Origin of the sequence: Pseudoalteromonas sp. BSi20311 (assembly GCF_000239875.1) — a bacterium.
Classification (GTDB): domain Bacteria; phylum Pseudomonadota; class Gammaproteobacteria; order Enterobacterales; family Alteromonadaceae; genus Pseudoalteromonas.
Map to the genome: position 1 here is coordinate 1 of NZ_BADU01000086.1, position 19079 is coordinate 19079.

General features: G+C 39.0%; 16 protein-coding genes, 1 tRNA gene and 2 pseudogenes. 12 read left to right on the forward strand and 7 right to left on the reverse strand.

The features are described 5' to 3' along the window. Window positions 1-19: 19 nt before the first annotated feature. The gene (gene pyk, locus P20311_RS10275) at window positions 20-1456 is read right to left on the reverse strand and encodes a pyruvate kinase (protein WP_008112452.1); all 1437 of its coding nucleotides are present in this window, start codon (window positions 1454-1456) and stop codon (window positions 20-22) included. Window positions 1457-1806: 350 nt separating this feature from the next. Between pyk and gndA the strand changes: the two genes are divergently transcribed. Beyond that, on the forward strand, window positions 1807-3180 hold the full coding sequence (gndA, locus tag P20311_RS10280) for an NADP-dependent phosphogluconate dehydrogenase (RefSeq protein WP_008112454.1): 1374 nt from the start codon (window positions 1807-1809) through the stop codon (window positions 3178-3180). A 67-nt stretch (window positions 3181-3247) separates the two neighbouring features. Here gndA and ansA read toward each other — a convergent pair whose 3' ends face one another. Then, window positions 3248-4258, reverse strand: coding sequence for an asparaginase (gene ansA / locus P20311_RS10285; protein WP_008112456.1), 1011 nt, complete (start codon window positions 4256-4258; stop codon window positions 3248-3250). 70 nt (window positions 4259-4328) lie between these two features. Continuing rightward, window positions 4329-6194: a signal peptide peptidase SppA gene (gene sppA, locus P20311_RS10290; protein ID WP_008112457.1), complete on the reverse strand. Its 1866-nt coding sequence runs from the start codon at window positions 6192-6194 to the stop codon at window positions 4329-4331. 322 nt (window positions 6195-6516) lie between these two features. On the opposite strand from sppA, the gene P20311_RS10295 reads away from it, so the two are divergent. The 6 genes from P20311_RS10295 to P20311_RS10320 all read left to right on the forward strand — a co-directional run bounded on the left by P20311_RS10295 (window position 6517) and on the right by P20311_RS10320 (window position 11311). Continuing rightward, window positions 6517-8478, forward strand: a complete 1962-nt coding sequence (locus P20311_RS10295; protein WP_008112459.1) for an FAD-dependent oxidoreductase — start codon at window positions 6517-6519, stop codon at window positions 8476-8478. A 395-nt stretch (window positions 8479-8873) separates the two neighbouring features. Continuing rightward, window positions 8874-9422 carry an NAD(P)H nitroreductase gene (locus tag P20311_RS10300; RefSeq protein WP_008112461.1) on the forward strand — a complete coding sequence of 183 codons (549 nt, stop codon included), beginning with the start codon at window positions 8874-8876 and terminating at the stop codon, window positions 9420-9422. A gap of 203 nt (window positions 9423-9625) precedes the next feature. Continuing rightward, window positions 9626-10003 carry a hypothetical protein gene (locus P20311_RS10305; RefSeq protein WP_024601029.1) on the forward strand — a complete coding sequence of 126 codons (378 nt, stop codon included), beginning with the start codon at window positions 9626-9628 and terminating at the stop codon, window positions 10001-10003. 92 nt (window positions 10004-10095) lie between these two features. After that, window positions 10096-10186: transfer RNA gene (locus P20311_RS10310), tRNA-Ser, on the forward strand. Between the two features lie 114 nt (window positions 10187-10300). Continuing rightward, entirely contained in the window at window positions 10301-10624 is a 324-nt protein-coding gene (locus tag P20311_RS10315) for a hypothetical protein (RefSeq protein WP_008112465.1), read from the forward strand. Window positions 10625-10693: 69 nt separating this feature from the next. Further along, entirely contained in the window at window positions 10694-11311 is a 618-nt protein-coding gene (locus P20311_RS10320; protein ID WP_008112467.1) for an FKBP-type peptidyl-prolyl cis-trans isomerase, read from the forward strand. A 79-nt stretch (window positions 11312-11390) separates the two neighbouring features. On the opposite strand, the pseudogene P20311_RS10325 reads toward P20311_RS10320, so the two are convergent. Next, a pseudogene (locus tag P20311_RS10325) lies at window positions 11391-13780 on the reverse strand (TonB-dependent receptor). A 173-nt stretch (window positions 13781-13953) separates the two neighbouring features. After that, window positions 13954-14343 (reverse strand): YkgJ family cysteine cluster protein, encoded by a 390-nt coding sequence (locus P20311_RS10330; RefSeq protein WP_008112471.1) that lies wholly within the window; start codon window positions 14341-14343, stop codon window positions 13954-13956. A 208-nt stretch (window positions 14344-14551) separates the two neighbouring features. Between P20311_RS10330 and P20311_RS10335 the strand changes: the two genes are divergently transcribed. The 3 genes from P20311_RS10335 to P20311_RS10345 all read left to right on the forward strand — a co-directional run bounded on the left by P20311_RS10335 (window position 14552) and on the right by P20311_RS10345 (window position 16194). After that, the gene (locus P20311_RS10335; protein ID WP_008112472.1) at window positions 14552-14977 is read left to right on the forward strand and encodes a tetratricopeptide repeat protein; all 426 of its coding nucleotides are present in this window, start codon (window positions 14552-14554) and stop codon (window positions 14975-14977) included. Between the two features lie 164 nt (window positions 14978-15141). Next, window positions 15142-15570: a hypothetical protein gene (locus P20311_RS10340; RefSeq protein WP_008112473.1), complete on the forward strand. Its 429-nt coding sequence runs from the start codon at window positions 15142-15144 to the stop codon at window positions 15568-15570. 27 nt (window positions 15571-15597) lie between these two features. Next, window positions 15598-16194, forward strand: coding sequence for a DUF1287 domain-containing protein (locus P20311_RS10345; RefSeq protein ID WP_008112474.1), 597 nt, complete (start codon window positions 15598-15600; stop codon window positions 16192-16194). Window positions 16195-16291: 97 nt separating this feature from the next. Here the strand turns inward: P20311_RS10345 and yfaE are convergent, their stop codons facing one another. After that, a complete protein-coding gene (gene yfaE / locus P20311_RS10350; RefSeq protein WP_008112475.1) occupies window positions 16292-16564 on the reverse strand; it encodes a class I ribonucleotide reductase maintenance protein YfaE in 273 nt (90 codons plus the stop codon). Then, window positions 16564-16998, reverse strand: a pseudogene (locus tag P20311_RS10355) (ribonucleotide-diphosphate reductase subunit beta); the annotation flags it as partial. The gene yfaE and the pseudogene P20311_RS10355, both read right to left, overlap by 1 nt. A gap of 167 nt (window positions 16999-17165) precedes the next feature. Here P20311_RS10355 and P20311_RS10360 point away from each other — a divergent pair. Beyond that, window positions 17166-18566 (forward strand): hypothetical protein, encoded by a 1401-nt coding sequence (locus tag P20311_RS10360; RefSeq protein WP_008112477.1) that lies wholly within the window; start codon window positions 17166-17168, stop codon window positions 18564-18566. Continuing rightward, window positions 18563-19079, forward strand: a 517-nt coding sequence (locus P20311_RS10365; RefSeq protein ID WP_036985067.1) for a hypothetical protein, incomplete at its 3' end; no start/stop codon positions are given. The genes P20311_RS10360 and P20311_RS10365, both read left to right, overlap by 4 nt.

Consider the following 19079-nt stretch of genomic DNA (forward strand, 5'->3'; position numbering starts at 1 on the left):
TTTTTTATGCGCGTTACAGTTACGAAACCGTGACTATTTTCATCGTGTTGGTTGCACCAATCGTTTCCATCGCATCACCGTGGGTAATAATCACGGTATCGCCTGCTTGTAAAGAGCCTGCGGCTACAAGTGTGCTTAATGCATCTTTAACCATGCTATCTTTTTCACATTTTGTAGAGTCAAAAAATACAGGGTAAACACCACGATACAGTGCTGTTTGACCTAATGTACTTGCATGACGTGAAAGTGAATAAATAGGCAGTCCAGAGCTAATTCGCGACATCAATTTTGCCGTGCTACCCGACTCAGTCAAGGTGATAATCGCTTTAACAGAGTCTAAGTGGTTAGCTGCATACATAGCTGATAAGGCAATTGATTCGGCATTAGAAGAAAAACGGCTGTCTAAACGATGTTTAGAAACGTGTGTTTCTTTTTGCGACTCAGCACCTAGACAAACACGCGCCATAGTAGCAACGGTTTCTTCCGGGTAATCACCAGCGGCTGTTTCAGCAGAAAGCATCACTGCATCTGTGCCATCAAGTACCGCATTGGCAACATCCATAACTTCTGCACGTGTTGGCATAGGGTTATCGATCATCGATTCCATCATTTGCGTAGCGGTTACAACGGTACGGTTCAATGAACGAGCACGACGAATAATGAGTTTTTGTTTACCCATTAGTGCAGCATCACCAATTTCAACACCTAAGTCGCCACGGGCAACCATAACAGCGTCAGAGGCTAAAATAATGTCATCAACTGCCTCTTGTGTTTCTACTGCTTCAGCACGCTCAATTTTAGCTAAAAGCTGTGCATTAGAGCCTGCAGCCTCCGCTAATGAACGCACATAACGCATATCATCGCCACTGCGAGGAAAAGAAACCGCAATGTAATCAACGCCAATTTCAGCAGCAGTGATTAAATCTTCTTTATCTTTTTCCGTAAATGCAGGTGCCGTTAAGCCTCCACCTAAACGGTTAATCCCTTTATTATTAGAAAGTACGCCGCCAACAGTCACAATGGTATGAACTAAGTGACCTTCAACACTTTCTACGGTGAGTTGAATTAAGCCATCGTTTAATAGCAATAAATCACCAGGGGCAACATCTTGTGGTAGCTCTTTGTAGTCAATACCGACGGCGTTAATATCGCCTTGGCCTTTTTCCATTTTGGCATCAAGAATAAATTTTGCACCAACAGATAAGGTCACTTTACCTTCTTTGAAGGTTGAAACGCGAATTTTTGGGCCTTGTAAGTCAGCGAGAATCGCGATGTGCTTACCAAGTTTAGTTGCAATATCTCGAACAGCTTGTGCACGGTCTTTATGATCTTGTGCAACACCGTGTGAGAAATTTAATCGAACGACATTTGCGCCTGCACGAATAATTTTTTCTAAGTTATTATCTCTATCTGTTGCAGGTCCAAGTGTCGCGACTATTTTTGTACGTCTTAACATTAAATTCTCCTGTGTGCTTTTTTTAAGCAAGTTGACGGTTATTTTGTTTTTAGCGATTACTAATAAAGAGCAATCTTTAGTTTTATGCAATTTTTATAACATTGCGACTATTATATACAAAATGAATATGTCATCATTATGACACCGGTGTCACAGGGCGTCAATGATCTAAAAATTTAAATAGCACTGCTATTTCTTCCCCTGAGAGGGCGGTTGTTTGATATAATTGCGGCGTTTATTTTAACTGTAATAAATGCATGTAGCTTTGCTCATGGCTGCGGTCTGAGTATAATGCACGCGGTATTATTTTAATTTACTAACCAAATAGTTGTTACCGAGGAGGGCACTAAATGCAAGTTGCATTAGTAGGGTTAGGCGTTATGGGGAAAAATCTTGCCCTGAACTTGATTGAAAAAGGGATAACGCTTGTCGCTTATGACAAAAACCCAAATGCGGGTGAAGAATTACTAAGTTGTGCTAAATCACAAGGCATGGCTGATAAACTTCACATTGTCTCTGATCTAGGGGATATGGTTAGGCGTTTAGAAGCACCACGTTCTATTTTATTACTTGTGCCTGCTGGTGAGTTAGTTGATGCGGTTTGCAACGAGCTTATTGAAGCGGGTGTTCAGTGTAGTGATATTATTGTTGATTGTGGTAACAGTAATTATAAAGACGGTATTAACCGTAAGCTCAAATACCAAGATAAGTTTGAATTTGCCACTATGGGTATTTCAGGCGGTGCCGAGGGTGCACGTCACGGTCCAGCTATGATGGCCAGTGGTTCTGAAGGTGGCTGGGAGCGTGTCGAGCCATGGTTTACAAAGGTTGCTGCAAGCTATAAAGGCGAGTCGTGTTTTGCGCGTGTAGGCCAGTCAGCTAGCGGCCATTTTGTAAAAATGGTTCACAATGGAATTGAATACGCACTCATGCAACTGATTGCAGAAATGTATCAGCTATTGCGTCACGGCACTAATCGCTCACCTAAAGAAATTGCAGAGATATTTAACGAATGGTCTCAAGGGCAGCTAAATAGCTATTTACTGTCAATCTCAAGCCATATTTTATCACTTGAAAATTCGCATAATGTGCCGCTTGTAGATTTAATTGACAATAAAGTAGGCGCAAAAGGCACTGGTTTATGGACAGCACAAAACGCCCTTGAATTAGGTATTGCGGTACCGTCGTTAGTGGCTGCTGTACAAGCTCGTCATTTAACCAATGCGTGTAATACCACTGCCGCACAAGAAATGACGTACAGCGCACAAAATACCACGCAAGTTGATATTGATTTAAACGAGTTAAAAGATGCGTTTACCCTTGCGAGCCTGTTGGCATACCGTCAAGGACTTGCATTAATTAAAGGCGCTTCACGAACTCATCAATGGAAAGTTGATTTAGCGAAAACGCTACAAACATGGCGTGCAGGGTGTATTATCCGTGCTGATTACCTTGATAGTGTAGCGCAAGGCGTTGAGTTTATTGACACGCTTGAAAAAGAGTCATTAGCGATGCGTAAAGTGACTGGCCTAGCCGTTATGACGGGTCTGGCGTTTCCTGTGCTTAGTGCAACACAAACCTACTTAGCAACGCTAACAACACCAAGTAATGGGCACTTAGTTCAAGCCCAGCGTGATTACTTTGGTGAGCACGGCATTAAAACTCACAGTGGTGAAACGTGCCATTTAACTGACTTAGTTGATATTGACGCAAAAGTTCGTTAATAAAATCTAAGTAAACTAAAAAGGGCGCTAAGTAGTGTCCTTTTTTGTTATTCGCTTAACTGATTACTTAACGGGTCAGCTCACCACGCAGGTTATCTTGCATTAAATGGCGAATTGTTTCAATTTCTAGGTTTTGACTAAACAAGTAATGCAGTTTAGTTAAGCATGCTTCTAAGGTCATATCGTAACCGCTGATCACGCCTATGTTTAACAGCGCGTTACCAGTGGCATAACCGCCCATGTTCACTTGGCCTTTTAAACATTGGGTTAAATTAGTAATAATAACACCCCGTTTACTTGCTTCATCTAGAATATCTAAAAACTCAGGGTCTTGTGGCGCATTACCTACACCAAAGCTTAGCAGTACAAGGGCTTTAATATTGCCATTAACTAAGCTTTTTACTACTTCTTTGCTGATCCCTGGGTATAAATACAGCACGCCAATAGCTTGCGGTGTAATAGGGGTAACTTGGAGTTCATTTTCTACATACGGGCTTAATTGCCCTTTGATCAGCTGAATATTAATACCTGAAAGCGCAAGCGGCTCTAAGTTAGGTGAGGCGAATGCATCAAACCCATCTGCATGGGCTTTAGTTGCACGATTGCCTCTGAACAACTGATTATTAAAAAATAAGCTGACTTCTGCAATGGGGTAGTTAGCCGCTAAATACATGGCATTAAGGAGGTTAACTTGACCATCTGAGCGTAATTGAGACAGCGGAATTTGTGAGCCGGTCACAATAATAGGTTTAGTTAAGTTTTCAAACATAAACGACAGAGCTGATGCAGTATAGGCCATAGTGTCAGTACCATGCAGTACCACAAAGCCATCGTAATCTTGGTATTTACTTTTTATATCATCGGCGATGAGTTGCCAATGAGCCGGTGACATATCTGAAGAATCTATAAGTGGGCAGTATTCATGAATATCAAATAATGGCATTTCTTCACGATTAAACTCTGCGTTATTAACCACGGTTTCGGTTAAAAACCCTTCAGCAGGAATATAGCCGCGAATTGATTTTTTCATTCCTATGGTACCGCCAGTGTAAGCGATATAAATGCGTTTACGTTTCATAAAAAAAGCCCAGTAAAAAAACTGGGCTTAGTATAACGCTAACTGCTAATCAATACAGCCTGTTAAGGCACTATTGTGCAACTGTACACTCTAAACAGCGGGCATAAACACCTTGTGGATCGTTATAATCTTTTAGGTTTTCTACTTCACTGCTTAATTGTTTAATAACACTTTGCAGATTAGCTTGGCTGGCTAATACTGCTGTTTTTTGTGTTTCAAGCCCAAGTACTGATTTAACGGCGGCACTGCCGAAAATATCTTGAAGCATTTTTTCTTGTGGGCTAAGCGATTGCTTAATTGTTTTAACGTCATAGTAGTTAAGCTTTGCAAGCTCTGCAGCTGCTTTAATCGCATCTTGTTTATTACCAAGTTTATCAACTAAACCAAGCTCTTGAGCTTGAGAGGCAATCCATACCCGACCTTGGGCAATTTTATCAACTTGCTCTGGGGTCATATTACGTGCCTCCGCAACCACATCTAAAAAGCGTCCATACGCTTCTTCAACACTCATTTGAATAACTTTAGCCATTTTCTCGTTAAGTGGGCGAGTGATTGAAAAACCTGCCAATTCGGTGGTCGCTACGCCATCTGAATACACGCCTATTTTAGCGAGGGTATCTTCAAATGTCATAAAGGTACCAAATACGCCAATTGAACCGGTAATTGTACTCGGCGCTGCCCAAATTTCATTGGCCGCCGATGCAATCCAATAACCGCCTGATGCAGCTACTGAGCTCATTGATGCAATAACGGGTTTACCAGCAGCTTTAAGTGCAAGTACTTCAGCACGAATTACTTCTGAGGCAAACATGCTGCCACCGCCTGAATCTATACGTAAAACCACCGCTTTAACCTTGTCATCAAGTCGGGCTTTGCGAAGGAGGGCTGCAGTTGAATCACCACCAATTTCACCAGCACGGCGTTCACCATCAACAATAGTGCCTTTAGCAACTACAACAGCGACTTTTTCAGTCATAGGGTTATCAAACTCAATAGGCGGTTTTACTAAACTTAAGTATTCACCAAAAGAGACTTGTTTGAATGTTTTTCCATCTTCATTTTCTCCAACCAATTCAATTAATTGTTGGCGAATTTGCTGATTGGTTTTTAATGAATCAACCCATTGGTTATCCAGTGCATACTTACCGGCATCACCATTAGCGGCTTGCATTTTAGCTAAATAAACATCCATTGTTTCATCAAAGTTTGACTCATCAAAAGGACGCACAGCACTAACGTCTTGCTTATATTCGTTCCATAAAGCACCAAGCCATACGCGGTTTGCTTCTTTAGCTGCCTCTGACATATCGTTTCTGATAAACGGTTCAACGGCCGATTTAAAGGTTCCTACACGGAATATATGCTGAGTGACTTCTAATTTTTCTAATGCGTCTTTGAAGTAAAGCGGGTACATACCGTAGCCTTCAATAAGCACGCTACCATAAGGATGCATCGCAATTTCGTCTGCATGCGCGGCAATGTAATATTGTGCTTGGGTGTAGTAATACCCTGAGGCAATCACTTTTTTACCAGTTGCTTTAAATGTTTCAAGTGCCTGCGTAATTTGTTTGAGCTTATTTAAATGTGCTTTTGGCATTTCTTGTAAATCAAGCAAAATAGCGCTTATACGCGAGTCTTGTGCTGCTTCATTAATTACTTCAACTACATCGTCGAGCAATATTTCACTGGGTGAGTCAGCACTGGCCGTTGCATCATTAATAGCGGCTTCAACAGGGTCTATATAGGTTTTTTCTTCGACAATAGGGCCATTAAGGTTAAGTCTAAGAACAGAGCCCTCTTCGACAATAATTTTATCACCGTCACTTGATACCGATACGATAAAAATGACGACCAAAAATAAAAACAATACGTTGAGTATTAAACGACGTGAGAAGTTGATCCCCGTCCATATACCTTTAAATACCTTTGCTATCAAAATAGCTCCTTAAATTGGTACAGCTAAAACGTTATTGCCATCTTAGCGTAGAATATAAATAAATTTAACTGCTAAATCGTAACGAAACATTTATAAATTCAATTACACTTGAGATTAAACACGTGTTTATTTGATAAATAATTACTGAAATTATGGCTGTAGTCACTACTTTTAACTCACGCTATTGGTCAAGATAAACGCAGTCAACAGGTTTTAAGTTAAAAAATTATTAAGTTTAATCTGCTCATATATTGCTTATTGTTGGTCATTAAAGCAGAATTGACTAAATGCACACAGGTTAGACCAGTTATTGGGGCACAGGATGTTAGAACAAAAATTAGAACTAAAACACACACAATTACGCAACCGTTTAGTAATGGGATCAATGCATACCGGCCTCGAAGAGGGATGGCATAATCGTAAACGCCTACGTGCTTTTTATGAAGCACGTGCTAAAGGTGGCACAGCAATGCTCATTACGGGGGGATATAGCCCTAATCTTCGCGGCAAGTTAACGCCTATTTCATCATCATTTAATAGTTATTATGATGTTTTTAAACACCGTGCTTATACGCAAACTGTTCATCAACATGGTGGTAAAATTTGCCTGCAGTTATTGCATGCTGGGCGCTATGCTTATCATCCATTCAATCAAGCCCCAAGTGCTATAAAAGCACCGATCAACCCTTATAAACCTAAGGCTATGTCTTTAAGTTCAATTAAAAAAACCATTAAAGATTTTGCGCACTCTGCATATTTAGCAGAAAAAGCAGGTTACGATGGCGTTGAGGTGATGGGCTCTGAAGGTTACTTAATTAATGAATTTATGGCACCGCATACAAACAAACGAGACGATGAGTTTGGTGGCAGTCTTGAAAACAGAATGCGTTTAGCTGTTGAGATTGTAAAAGCAGTAAGAGCTAAAGTTTCAGATAAATTTCTAATTATTTTTAGACTGTCTGTTATCGATTTAATTCCGAATGGCTCAACTCCTGAGGAAGTAACACAACAAGCTATTGCACTTGAAAAAGCAGGTGTTGATATTTTTAATACTGGCATTGGTTGGCATGAAGCTCGAGTACCGACAATTGCAAGCATGGTACCCCCAGGCGCATTTAAAGAAGCGTCAAAGCGGTTGAAAGATGTTATTAGCGTGCCTGTTATTGCGGTAAACCGCATTAATACACCAGAAATTGCCAATGATATTTTAACGGCGGGTGAAGCTGATTTAATCTCTATGGCGCGTCCTTTACTTGCCGATCCTGAGTTTTTTAATAAATACCAAGCCAAGCGCTCTGACCATATTAATGTTTGTATTGGATGTAATCAGGGCTGTTTAGACCACGTATTTAAAGGTAAACGTGCCACGTGCTTAGTTAACCCACAAGCGGGTTTTGAACTTGATTACCCTCTAGAAAAAGCCGCAACAGCTAAAAATGTATTAGTGGTTGGAGCGGGTCCTGCTGGGCTTTCTTCAAGTTGTTACTTAGCGCAAAAAGGTCACAATGTAACGCTTATTGACCAAAAGCAGCATATGGGTGGGCAGTTTAATTTAGCCATGCAAATACCAGGTAAAGAAGACTTTAACCATACATTGGCTTACTTTAGTAATGAACTTAAGCGTTTAAATGTAACCATTGAATTAGGTAAAGCATTTAGTGACAGTATGCTAGCTGAGTTTGATGATGTGGTATTTGCCACGGGTGTAAGACCACGTGAAGCTACGATTAAATGCAGCGATAATAAGCGTGTATTTGCTTACGATGAAGTTATACGCGGTGAAGTAGAGCTGGGTAATTCTATTGCTATATTAGGCGCAGGCGGTATAGGTTTTGATATGGTGGCATTTTTAAGCGAACATAAATCACAAAGCATCAGCGACTTTAAAACCCAATGGGGCATAGAGTGTGAACCTCAGCCGCATAAAGATGAACGTCAACTCTATATGCTAAAACGCAGTGAAGGGCGCTTTGGTGGTGACTTAGGTAAAACAACCGGTTGGATCCATCGTCAAGTTGCTAAACAACATGGTGTTAAACAAATTGCCAATTGCCAATACCATCGTTTTGATAAAAACGGCCTAACCATTAGTGTTGCTGGCGAAACGCAAGTACTGCCAGTCGATACGGTTATTGCCTGTATTGGTCAAGTGTCTAACGACGAGCTATTTAAGGCACAAGCAGAGAATGCCAAGGTTCATGTTATTGGTGGCGCTAAACTCGCTGCTGCTATTGATGCCAAGCGCGCTATATTTGAAGCTTTACAAGTTGCACGCAGTATTTAATATGCAATTTAAGTAAGTACACGGGTCTGATTATTTTTTAAAGATAGTTAACTTTTAATCAGACCCTTATATTGTTGTTTTTTACCTTACCCCATTCCTTGTATAGCTAATAAATACGCTATTGCGATTTTCAATGGTGCCTTGGCTACAACGCTTAACTGGCAAAATTAAATCGATAAAGCCTCTCATTAGTTCGACCTAATTATTTACACGCAAAAGGCGAGCGCCACTTTGTAATGGCACAAATACACGGCTATTTGGGTTGCGATATTATTTGTGTACTTTTTTAACCTAGGTACTTTCTTGATAAGCAAATAATAACAGCGGGGTGCCCATTATATTTTAACCTAAGGGTTTCAATGGTATGCTATTGTTTTGTCTTTTGAGTAATTATAATGGATGCTATTGAGCTTTTATTAACCCGCCAGTCAGATGCAAAACTGACAGAGCCAGGCCCTAATGAAGAACAACTAAACATTATTCAGCAGGCTGGGCTCAGAGTTCCTGATCATGGCTGTATTGCGCCTTGGCAATATATTATTGTTCAAGGGGATGCACGTCATAAGTTAGGTGAAATTTATTATCAAAGCGCTTTGGCCGAGCAGCAAGCTGAAAAAGTAATTAATCGTGCTAAAGAGTTACCCCTTAGAGCACCCATGATCATTATTGCCATTGCAAAATATCAACAACATCCAAAAGTACCAAGAATAGAACAAGTTCAAAGTGCAGGCTGTGGCGTGCTGGCTATGCAACAAGCCGCATTTGCACAAGGGCTTGGCGGTATTTGGCGCACAGGTTACTTTGCACAAAGCCCCAGTGTTAAACACGCGCTTAACTTAAACAATGATGATGAAATAGTGGGTTATTTGTATTTAGGGACGCCAGCAGTTGAGTGTAAAAAGTCACCGTGCCATAAACCAGAAAACTATTTTAGTTTTTTGTAGCAATAGGATGAACTTTTTATATTCAATATAGTCATAATTCATTAAGTTAATCGTGTTACACTACCGCGGTTAATATTGTAGCTGCGAGAAGCGCACGGAAGCACCAAACGCAATAAATCTTCTTCAGTTTGTTTTTTAATCGGTTGTTTTTTGGTAATGTATGGAAAGTCTTACCAATAATAACGATAAAGAAGACGCAAATGATGGGAAATTTATTTTTACGTGAAAAAGAAAACTGGTTTGCTTGGTCAATCTGGGGTGTTGTTGGCGCGCTTGCGACATTTTATGTTGCAATGAATACACAAGCAGCTCACTTTATTGCTGCAACTGCGATGGGTGTGCTAGTACTGCTAACATGGTGGATGCAACAGTCTCGACGATTTGATTTTGGCAGAGCCTTTAAAATATGCTGCTATGTTCTATTATTCACCGTCCTACCTTCGTTTGTGTTAGTTGTGATCCCAAGTGATGATTTAAACCGCTTCGATTTGATATTCCAAAGTATTGCATTTTTAACAGCCAGCTTATTGGTATGTTTAGTGTGCTCTTGGATTGCACGTAGGCCTAAACAATATTATTAGTAACTAAAACGGTTAATATTTAACTATTTAGCTGGTTTTATTAAAATAGGACTTTACAAGCTAAGCGTATGATCTTATTATGCGCGCCGTACGGAGAGATGGCAGAGTGGTCGAATGCACCGGTCTTGAAAACCGGCAGGGGTTTATAGCCCCTCTAGGGTTCAAATCCCTATCTCTCCACCATTATTTAAAAAACCGCCTTATTGGCGGTTTTTTGCTATCTGGAGCTTTATCATGTCACAGTCCCCGGAGTTATCCTTTTCTAAACGTTTACTTAAGCACATCCTGCTATGGACTGTGTTTGGTTATTGTTACCAAAGTGCCATATCGTTATTACAAAAAATGGCTATAGATGCTTATCCAGACGATGCACTGATGATGACCTTATTATACGCCGTAGGGTTTAATATTTTATCGGCGCATTTAATCACAAAATACGATCATTTTTGGCCAGTATGGGGCGCGTTTTATATTGGCATTATTGGTTTAGTGGCTGTGCCTCTTTTGCTGGTCGGTGTGGCCGGATTGTTGTCGATGAGCTTACTTGTTGGAATTTTGCTCAGTTTACCTGTATGTACCTTTGCTATTGGTTTAATTAAAGAAAAACTCAATAAAAACTAGCCCCAAACGGCTTTTATTTTGTGATAGCATATACGGGTCTTTTAACTAACAAAACGTGAATAACACATTATGTCAGATAATTTTACTACAGATGCTGAAAAAGCAAGTTACGGTATTGGCTTACAAATGGGTGAGCAACTTAAGGCTAACCCTTTTGAAGGTTTAAACTTAAATTCAGTATTTGAAGGCATGAAAGATGCGTATGCAGGCAGTGCTTTTCAAGTAGAGATCCCTGAAATCCAAGCTGCGTTTGAGAAAATTAACGAAGAGATCCAAGCTCGTCGTGAAGAAGAAGCTAAAGTATTGGCTGCTGAAGGCATTGCATTTTTAGAAGAAAACGCAAAACGTCCTGAAATCACAGTAACTGAGTCAGGTCTTCAGTACGAAGTACTTGCAACAGGTGAAGGCGAGAAGCCAACTGCAGAGTCTACAGTACGTGTTGATTACCACGGTACTTTAGTAAACGGTACCGTTTTTGATAGCTCATACGAGCGCGGTCAACCTGCTGAATTCCCAGTAGGTGGCGTGATCAAAGGTTGGACTGAAGCATTACAAATGATGCCAGTAGGTACTAAATGGCGTTTATACGTTCCTCATGAGCTTGCTTATGGTGAACGTGGTGCCGGTGCTGCAATCGCACCTTACTCAACTCTAGTATTTGACGTTGAGTTACACGCAATTCTTTAATTAGAATTTAGTTGTAAAAAAAACCGCATTCATTATTACGAATGCGGTTTTTTATTGTCTGATTAAAAATGAGCGCGTTTTAAAAGTAGCCTCTAACGCCAAATTGGAAGTTACGTCCAGGAAGAGGTGCCGTATCTTTAATAAATGAACTATGTACAAAACCAAGTTCATCAGTAATGTTATCAACACTTAGGTATAGCTGCGTGTCAACTGCGCCTAAATCAAGTTGATAATTGGCTTGTAAATCAATTAATGTATAGCCATCCGTTGCCGTTTCGTAAGCACTAATATCATTTTGCTCAAAGTAATGGGTTCCTGTTAAGGTAAATTGCGCATTACCTAGGGTATATTGTAGTTCTGAGCCCAATTTATTGGCAGGGATACGTGGTAAATTACCTTCATTATCTTTTAGTTTGGCGCGAGTAGAGTCACCAAATACTTTTACCATGGCGCTGGGGTTTATTTGATAATGTGCATCAAATTCAAAACCATAAAGCTGCACATCTTTACTGGTAAATTGATAAACATCAATTGCATCGCTGTGTCCATTGGCAGCAGACTCAAAGCCATCCATCTCATCAAACACTAATCCGGTGTTTTGTTGATAATAAAAGTTTTTAATATCGTTATAGAAAAAGTTGACGGTGTAGCCAAAGTCACCGCTAAAACGACGTAAACTAATATCAAGATTGGTAGAGGTCTCTTGTTTAATTTCTTCAGGTTCAAAATGCGCTTCTGCCCCTTCAATATGATAGCCCAAGCCAAGCTCATAAGTACCTGTGGCAACATGCAAACCATTAGAGAGTAATTCAGCTGAAAGTGGCGCACGCTCTGAATGTGATAAGCTAACGGCTAGGTTGTGACTTGGCATATACTCCCAAATCGCACCGGCTGAGGCACTTACATTAGTAAAGCTTTGGGTGTAGTTAATAGTCTCATCTGCCGATACAGGTTGTTCATCATGGCTGTGCTGATGTGTATCTACATCACTTTTGATATCATAATCTTCTAGGCGGGCGCCAAGCTCTACGGTGACATCGCCAAATGTGCGTTCTTCAAGTAAATATAACGCATGAGTGGTAGTGACACTTGCAGGCGTAAACGCTTCTTCGCCAATTGCATCGTAATCAGATTCACTATAGTGATAGCCAATCATGCCATGCCATTGGCCTAACTGATGCTCTACATTTAAACGTGCTTCAGTGGTTTCGTTACTAAACGTGGTGCCAATCGCGCCATCTTCAATTTCACTGTGAGTGTAGTCGGTGTAGCCAAGACGAAGATTAATCGATTCAATCCTGTTATCATGAAATGCATAACTTATCAGTCCTTGCCAACGATCTTGCTCTAAATGAGCATAAACGGGAGTTTCTATATGTTCTTCATCCGCATGATCTTCATGATCGCCTTCTTCTTCATGGGCATGACCGTGATCATGTGAATGCCCAGGAATGCCATAATCTGTTTCAATATTGCCGTATGAAAAGCCAACAGTTAAATGCTCACCGACATAGCTGGTACCAAAGTTTACTGTTTCACTGTCGATAAAGGTATTTTCAACTGAAGTGGCTGTTTCTTCATCGCCCTCAATGTGTACTTCACCTTCTTCATGTTCATCCGGTAGGTTAAAGCGAGGCGTTTGATAGTCATCACCACTGCGTTTGGTGCCATCAAAATGAAAATTAAAATTATTGTTGCCTGTTTCTAATTTTGCCGCATAAGTGTTCGCATTTGAAACGGTATCGTGTGTGTATTGTGCCGCTCCCGAGAGTGCGTCAATATTATTGGTTGGAATACGGTTATCAACCACATTTACTACACCGCCAATCGCACCAGAGCCATATAGTAGGGTGCTTGGGCCTCGTAGTACTTCAATTTGTTCAGCGGCTAAGCTATCACTTGATGTTGCGTGATCTGGACCAATACGTGATGCATCACTGCTATCTAAACCGTTTTGAGTAATTTTAACACGAGGACCACCTAGGCCACGAATAATCGGACTTGAAGACACTGGACCGAAATAACTCGCGTTTACTCCTGGTATTCCTTTAAGTGTTTCACCTAGGGTCGGTTTCGCTTTATTTTTTAGTTCATCCCCTGATAGTACGCTTACAGGTGAAATCATTTCTAAGCTATTTTTATGTAGTGCCGAGGCATACACAACCACAGTTTCAACCGAAGACGGCTTTAATGTAACAGTAATTGTATCGTCTACATTCTCAAGCGATATACGTGAATCGATGTAGTTATCTTTACTAATATGTAATTGGCTTTTAGCATCTATATCGATGCTAAACTGACCTTGTTCATTGCTTTTCACGCTTTGTGACTTTCCATGAACATGAATAGTTGCATTAGCAATAGGTTTTTTTTTGAATCTGTTACTGTGCCGTTAATCGTTGCTGCTAGGGCAGAGTGAGAACACAAAACAGACAGTAGCGCTGAGGATATGAGTGTTAACTTTGTCATAATTACTTCGAATCGTGGTTGTTATGTTGTGATATAATATAACACTACAAAATGGCATCATCAACAATGTTATACTATAACTTTTAATTTTGCGTTGAATGGCAAAATAATCGCGTTAAATTTACATTACCAGCTCATTATTACAGATCAGTGCATTTGTTATATTTATTCGCTTAAGAGCGGCTGTCTATCATTAGTATGTCTAATTTTTTTTGTGCTTTGAAAGGATTTTGTTTATCGATTGGTTCAAGCATTTCACAGTCATCGTTTATCATTTCTGAAATTAAACTTGGGTAGTGTCGGCAATCTTGAGGACGGTCATGGTAAATACTGCATGTATATTTATCTTTTTCTTGTGGATATTTTTTACTGCTAAGTACTAAAAATGGGCATTGCGTTAATTGCTCGCCTGTTTTGGGATCAAACCATAACTGATCGTTTTTAACATATTGATATATTTCTGGGTTGAATAACGCCCACATTTCAATTTCATCCTGATTTGTATCTAAATCTGCCGCACCATATTTAGTGCAGCATTTACCGCATTGATTGCAATTTTGCATAGGGTAGGTATTTACTATTGCGACTTAAATTAAGCGTTAAGTGTAGCACTGTAATATCCAGGTTTTTAAATTAAACCTCTGTTTTTATCGCTTATAATACTTTTGTAACAACGCAGCGCTTAATAATAATGTACTATTAGGGAATATATTTCGAATACGATGCCTTTAATAAGTCAAAAAAGGCGCGTTAATAAGGTAGCGAGTAATTATGAATACTAAAGTATACAAAGCGGTTCACGATTTGGCGGAAAAGCTGATGGCAGCGGCTAATAAAAATGATACTAAACAGTTTGAATCTTTATATGCTGAGCTAAAAGCTATTTGTATTGAAAACGAAAATACAGCGAAAGATCACCCTGTTCAGTGGGAAACATTGGCTGATTTCACCGAAGAGCTAGAAGAAGCTATCGAGACTTACGAAAAAGCGTTACAGAAGTCGATAGAAATTAATAACAAAGATCATATGTCGTCTGTTGCCTTTTCTATGGCTACTTTACAGCTTGAGCTGGGTGATAAAGAAGCGGCAATTAAAAATCTGCAAGATGCTAAAATCAGTGCGAATAAAATTGAAGACAAAGAATTAAAATCAGAGATCCATGAGTTATTAGAATCATTGGTTGAAGAAGAAGGCTAGGCAATTTTATAGCCATTATTAATAATCAGCGTCAGTAATAATACCATTGGCGCTTTTTTATTGATAAAAGCAAATTCTGCGTCATTAAATATTTATGCTTAAGTTAAGTCACTAAGCAAATTTTTTGGAGAAAACATGCTAGCGCAAATAGAACAATGGATTGTATGTTCATCAAAGAATATGCTGTGATACATTTGTTAGCGAATTTGCTGACTTTTTACCCGCATGAATTTTTGAAAACTGCATTTTATGTGGTTGTTGAACACATTCCCAAGCCTGACTTTGCTGGTTTACGTGAAATTGGTTTAAGCGATTTTATTGACATGGATGTAGCAGGGATCACCTATAAAAACACTTATTACATATTACCTCATGTTGCGCGGAATTTAAGAGTGCATTTTCATGAGCTGGCTCATGTAGTTCAATGGCGCGAGCTCGGTGCTCACGCTTTTATTATGCGCTACATCAATGAAATCCAAACCTGTGGTTACAATGATGCTCCGCTTGAAATAATGGCCTATGCACTTGATGCGCACTTTACCAGCAATGGAAATAAATTTAATATTTCTGACTATATTACTCAACAGTTTTAGTTAATAAATATTATAAAAGGAATTTATATGTCGCGCTTTGTGCTCTATTTACTAGCTTTATCTGCCCTTGATGTAAAGGCAGCCGATTTCAATCATGATATTGTCAACGCATTGATACACAGAACAACGCAACAAGTAACTTACGATGGCGCCTATTATAGGCTTGAATACCCAGGTGGCGATGTGCCCGCTAATATTGGTGTGTGTACTGATGTTATAATTAGATCGTATCGACAGCTTGGTATAGATTTACAAAAGTTAGTACATGAAGACATGCAGGCCAATTTTCGCGCATATCCTTCTAAGCGTATTTGGGGATTAACCAAGCCAGATAAAAACATTGATCATCGACGTGTACCTAACTTAGGGGTTTACTTTGAGCGCCATGCTCAAGTGTTAACTAAATCGCCTAATGCAGCAGATTATAAAACCGGTGACATAGTCACTTGGATGCTGCCAGGCAATTTACCGCACATAGGTATGGTCGTTAATCAAATAGCGCAGGACAGTGGTCACCCGCTTATTGTGCACAATATTGGTCGCGGACCTGAAATGAGCGATATGCTTTTTGCTTATACAATTACGGGTCATTACCGATTTGTACCTGCTGCTTATTCAGAGTAAATAACACGGCTATAATCGCGATTACTTGAGTAATAATTGCAGAAAAAGGTAAGTGAATAAAGCGAGCTGTTTGGCATTATACTGTGTGGTTTGCTAGTTACTTTAAATTAATACTGATATCACCATTGGGCTTGCAGCAACACAACAGTATTTCACCATCACGCACAAAGGCCAGCGGCTCTTCATTGTAATTAACTTCACCAGAGACAAGTGTTGCACGACACGCACCACAATATCCCTCACGGCACTGGTAAGCAACATCAATTTTATTCGATTCTAAGCAGTGTAAAAGAGAAGGGCAGCCAGCGGTAAAATCTAAGCACTGGCTGTTATCTGCAAGCGTGACACTTGCAGTGGTTCTATCAGTCATTATAAATCAAAGTCACCAAATTCAGCAGCATCAACCTGTGAATCAATTTGACCTACAAGGTATGAGCTAATTTCCGCTTCTTGTGGAGCAACTTGCACGTTATCAGAAACAAGCCATGAGTTGATCCATGGAATCGGATTACTGTTATTATCAAACTGTGCTGGTAAACCAATAGCAGTCATGCGTGCATTGGTAATGTATTCAACATACTGACATAAAATATGCTTATTTAAGCCAATCATTGAACCATCTTTAAACAGGTACTCTGCCCATTCTTTTTCTTGCTCTGCAGCGTCAACAAACATCTTGATTGCTTCTTCACGGCACTGTGCAGCAACAATTGCCATTTCAGGGTCGTCTTTGCCATCTTGCATAATATTTAAAATATGCTGAGTGCCTGAAAGGTGAAGCGCTTCATCACGGGCAATAAGCTTTTATTCCGTCAAGATAAACCCACATAAAAATATACAAATAAGGCTTAGATTAAAAATATAATCAAGTTTAATGTAAAATTTAATGTTAATACTAATAAATAATGTTAGTGTGTTTGGTAAATTCCGTCAACACACATAACAACACAAATGATCTTAGAAGAATAAAAATGAAAAACAACTTAGGTTCACGTAGTCATTATATACGTTATGTCAGAACAAAGGAATTTGAAAGAGATTTTCCTCTTGTTTATCTGGTAGACGGCAAGGTTTCTTTCTCTTTATTGTCATTTACTAAAGAGCAGATGGATATTGGAAGAGGGAAAGATGCAGCGCTGAGAAGAATATTCAAAGTAGTAGCAGATATTTATCAATTTTACTTAGCCAATGAGGATAAACATCAGGCTTATTTGAATAGTGGACATGAGCTTATCATCGATTACTTTAGCGCAAAATTACATGGAACTATTAAAAACGGTGTGTGTGATTTAGGCTTGTTCTGGAAGAAAACTAAATATGCAGATGTCCGTAAAAGTATTACTCAATTTCAAAAGTATCAGTCTTACTGTAAAACTTATCTAAATGTCACAGAACTCGTTAGTGATGACATGATTCATCAAATGACGGTTAGATACAGTGCTTTTGAAAAGAAAACTAATTTTAAGTTGTTAGAACATATTGCTTCAGTTAAAGATGCGATGGCCGATGATCGTAATCAAACAGGATTAGATTATGATAATGAATTTTTTGATCAAGGTAATTCGAAAATCATTAAGTACTTTCCACCCAAAAAATTAAAAGAGTTTATCGATAGTGAAGAAAATATTAACTACCAAGCCGCATTTTTATTAAGTGGCTTCACTGGGTTAAGAGAGTCAGAAAATTTACATATTTTTGTATCAGATATCGTTTATCAAGGGAGTTTGGCTGAAGTTATTATTTCAGACCCTAATAAAGGAAAAACATTTTCACCTGAAAAGAATAAGCTCGTTCCTAGAATAGGAATTTTAAAGTCGTGTTTACGTCAACATAAAGCCATCTCTGATTTAGATGATATTAATATAGATTACCTATCACGACTTCCAGTACGAACCAATCTTCATACACGACATCGATATCACGCAGGCTGGAAAGGTGTTCAACTACGTGATCCGAATGAAAAATATGGTCACTTACTTGAGTGGACCTGTGGATACGCTCAAGAATTATTTACTCGTCTTGTTCCCAAGCTTTTAATGCAATCAAGACGTTCTCATCCATATTTATTATGTAATACAGATAATGATATGCCGATGACAGTTGATGCTTATGAAAGTCGTTTTAGAAGACATTCTGCAAAGATAACAGGGAAAGAGTTGTATTCACATGTCATGAGGCACTTTACGGGGTTTTATTGTGCAAATGTCTTAAAAGTTAGCCAAAAGGATGCACAGAAAATTCTTCGTCATAAAAGGGAAACTAGTACAGATATTTATTACAACTTATCGCCAGAAGAAGTAAAAAGACAAATAGCAATGAAAGAAACATCCATATGGGATGAGTTAGATTTTAGTGATTGGGGTAAAAAATGAGAAAGTTTAGTTTAGAAGAACAATTTGATAAATGGTCAAAGTTTGAAGGAGTTTGTAAAATTGACTTTTCACTTTCAAAATTAAGCTCTGGTTTAGGCTTTATATCTAATCGGCCAGTTAGTTATAACGCAACATTAGATACAATTGTTGTTGATCGTAATAAATTAGAACAAATTGGTGATTTAGCCCACTTTTTAGAAAATAAAGTTAAAACTAGATTTATAGCATCAGTGTTTGAAAAATTTGATAAATATTTAGTTGGATTTGACGAGCGAAATTTATCTTCTAAGCAAATTATTCAGTCCCCTTTTACTTTATTCCACTTTAAGTTTTTGACAGACATAGCTATTGATGAACGTAAAGAAAAAGCCTATGAGTTCATAAAGTTTACAGTAGAGAACAATTTCGAAAACTTAAATGTAGGTTTTCACCCACAAAAATCCTCAGCTAGCTCTTTGAATATTATGGAAACATTCAAAGGAATAGATAATGATTCACTTATTAAGTTTATTT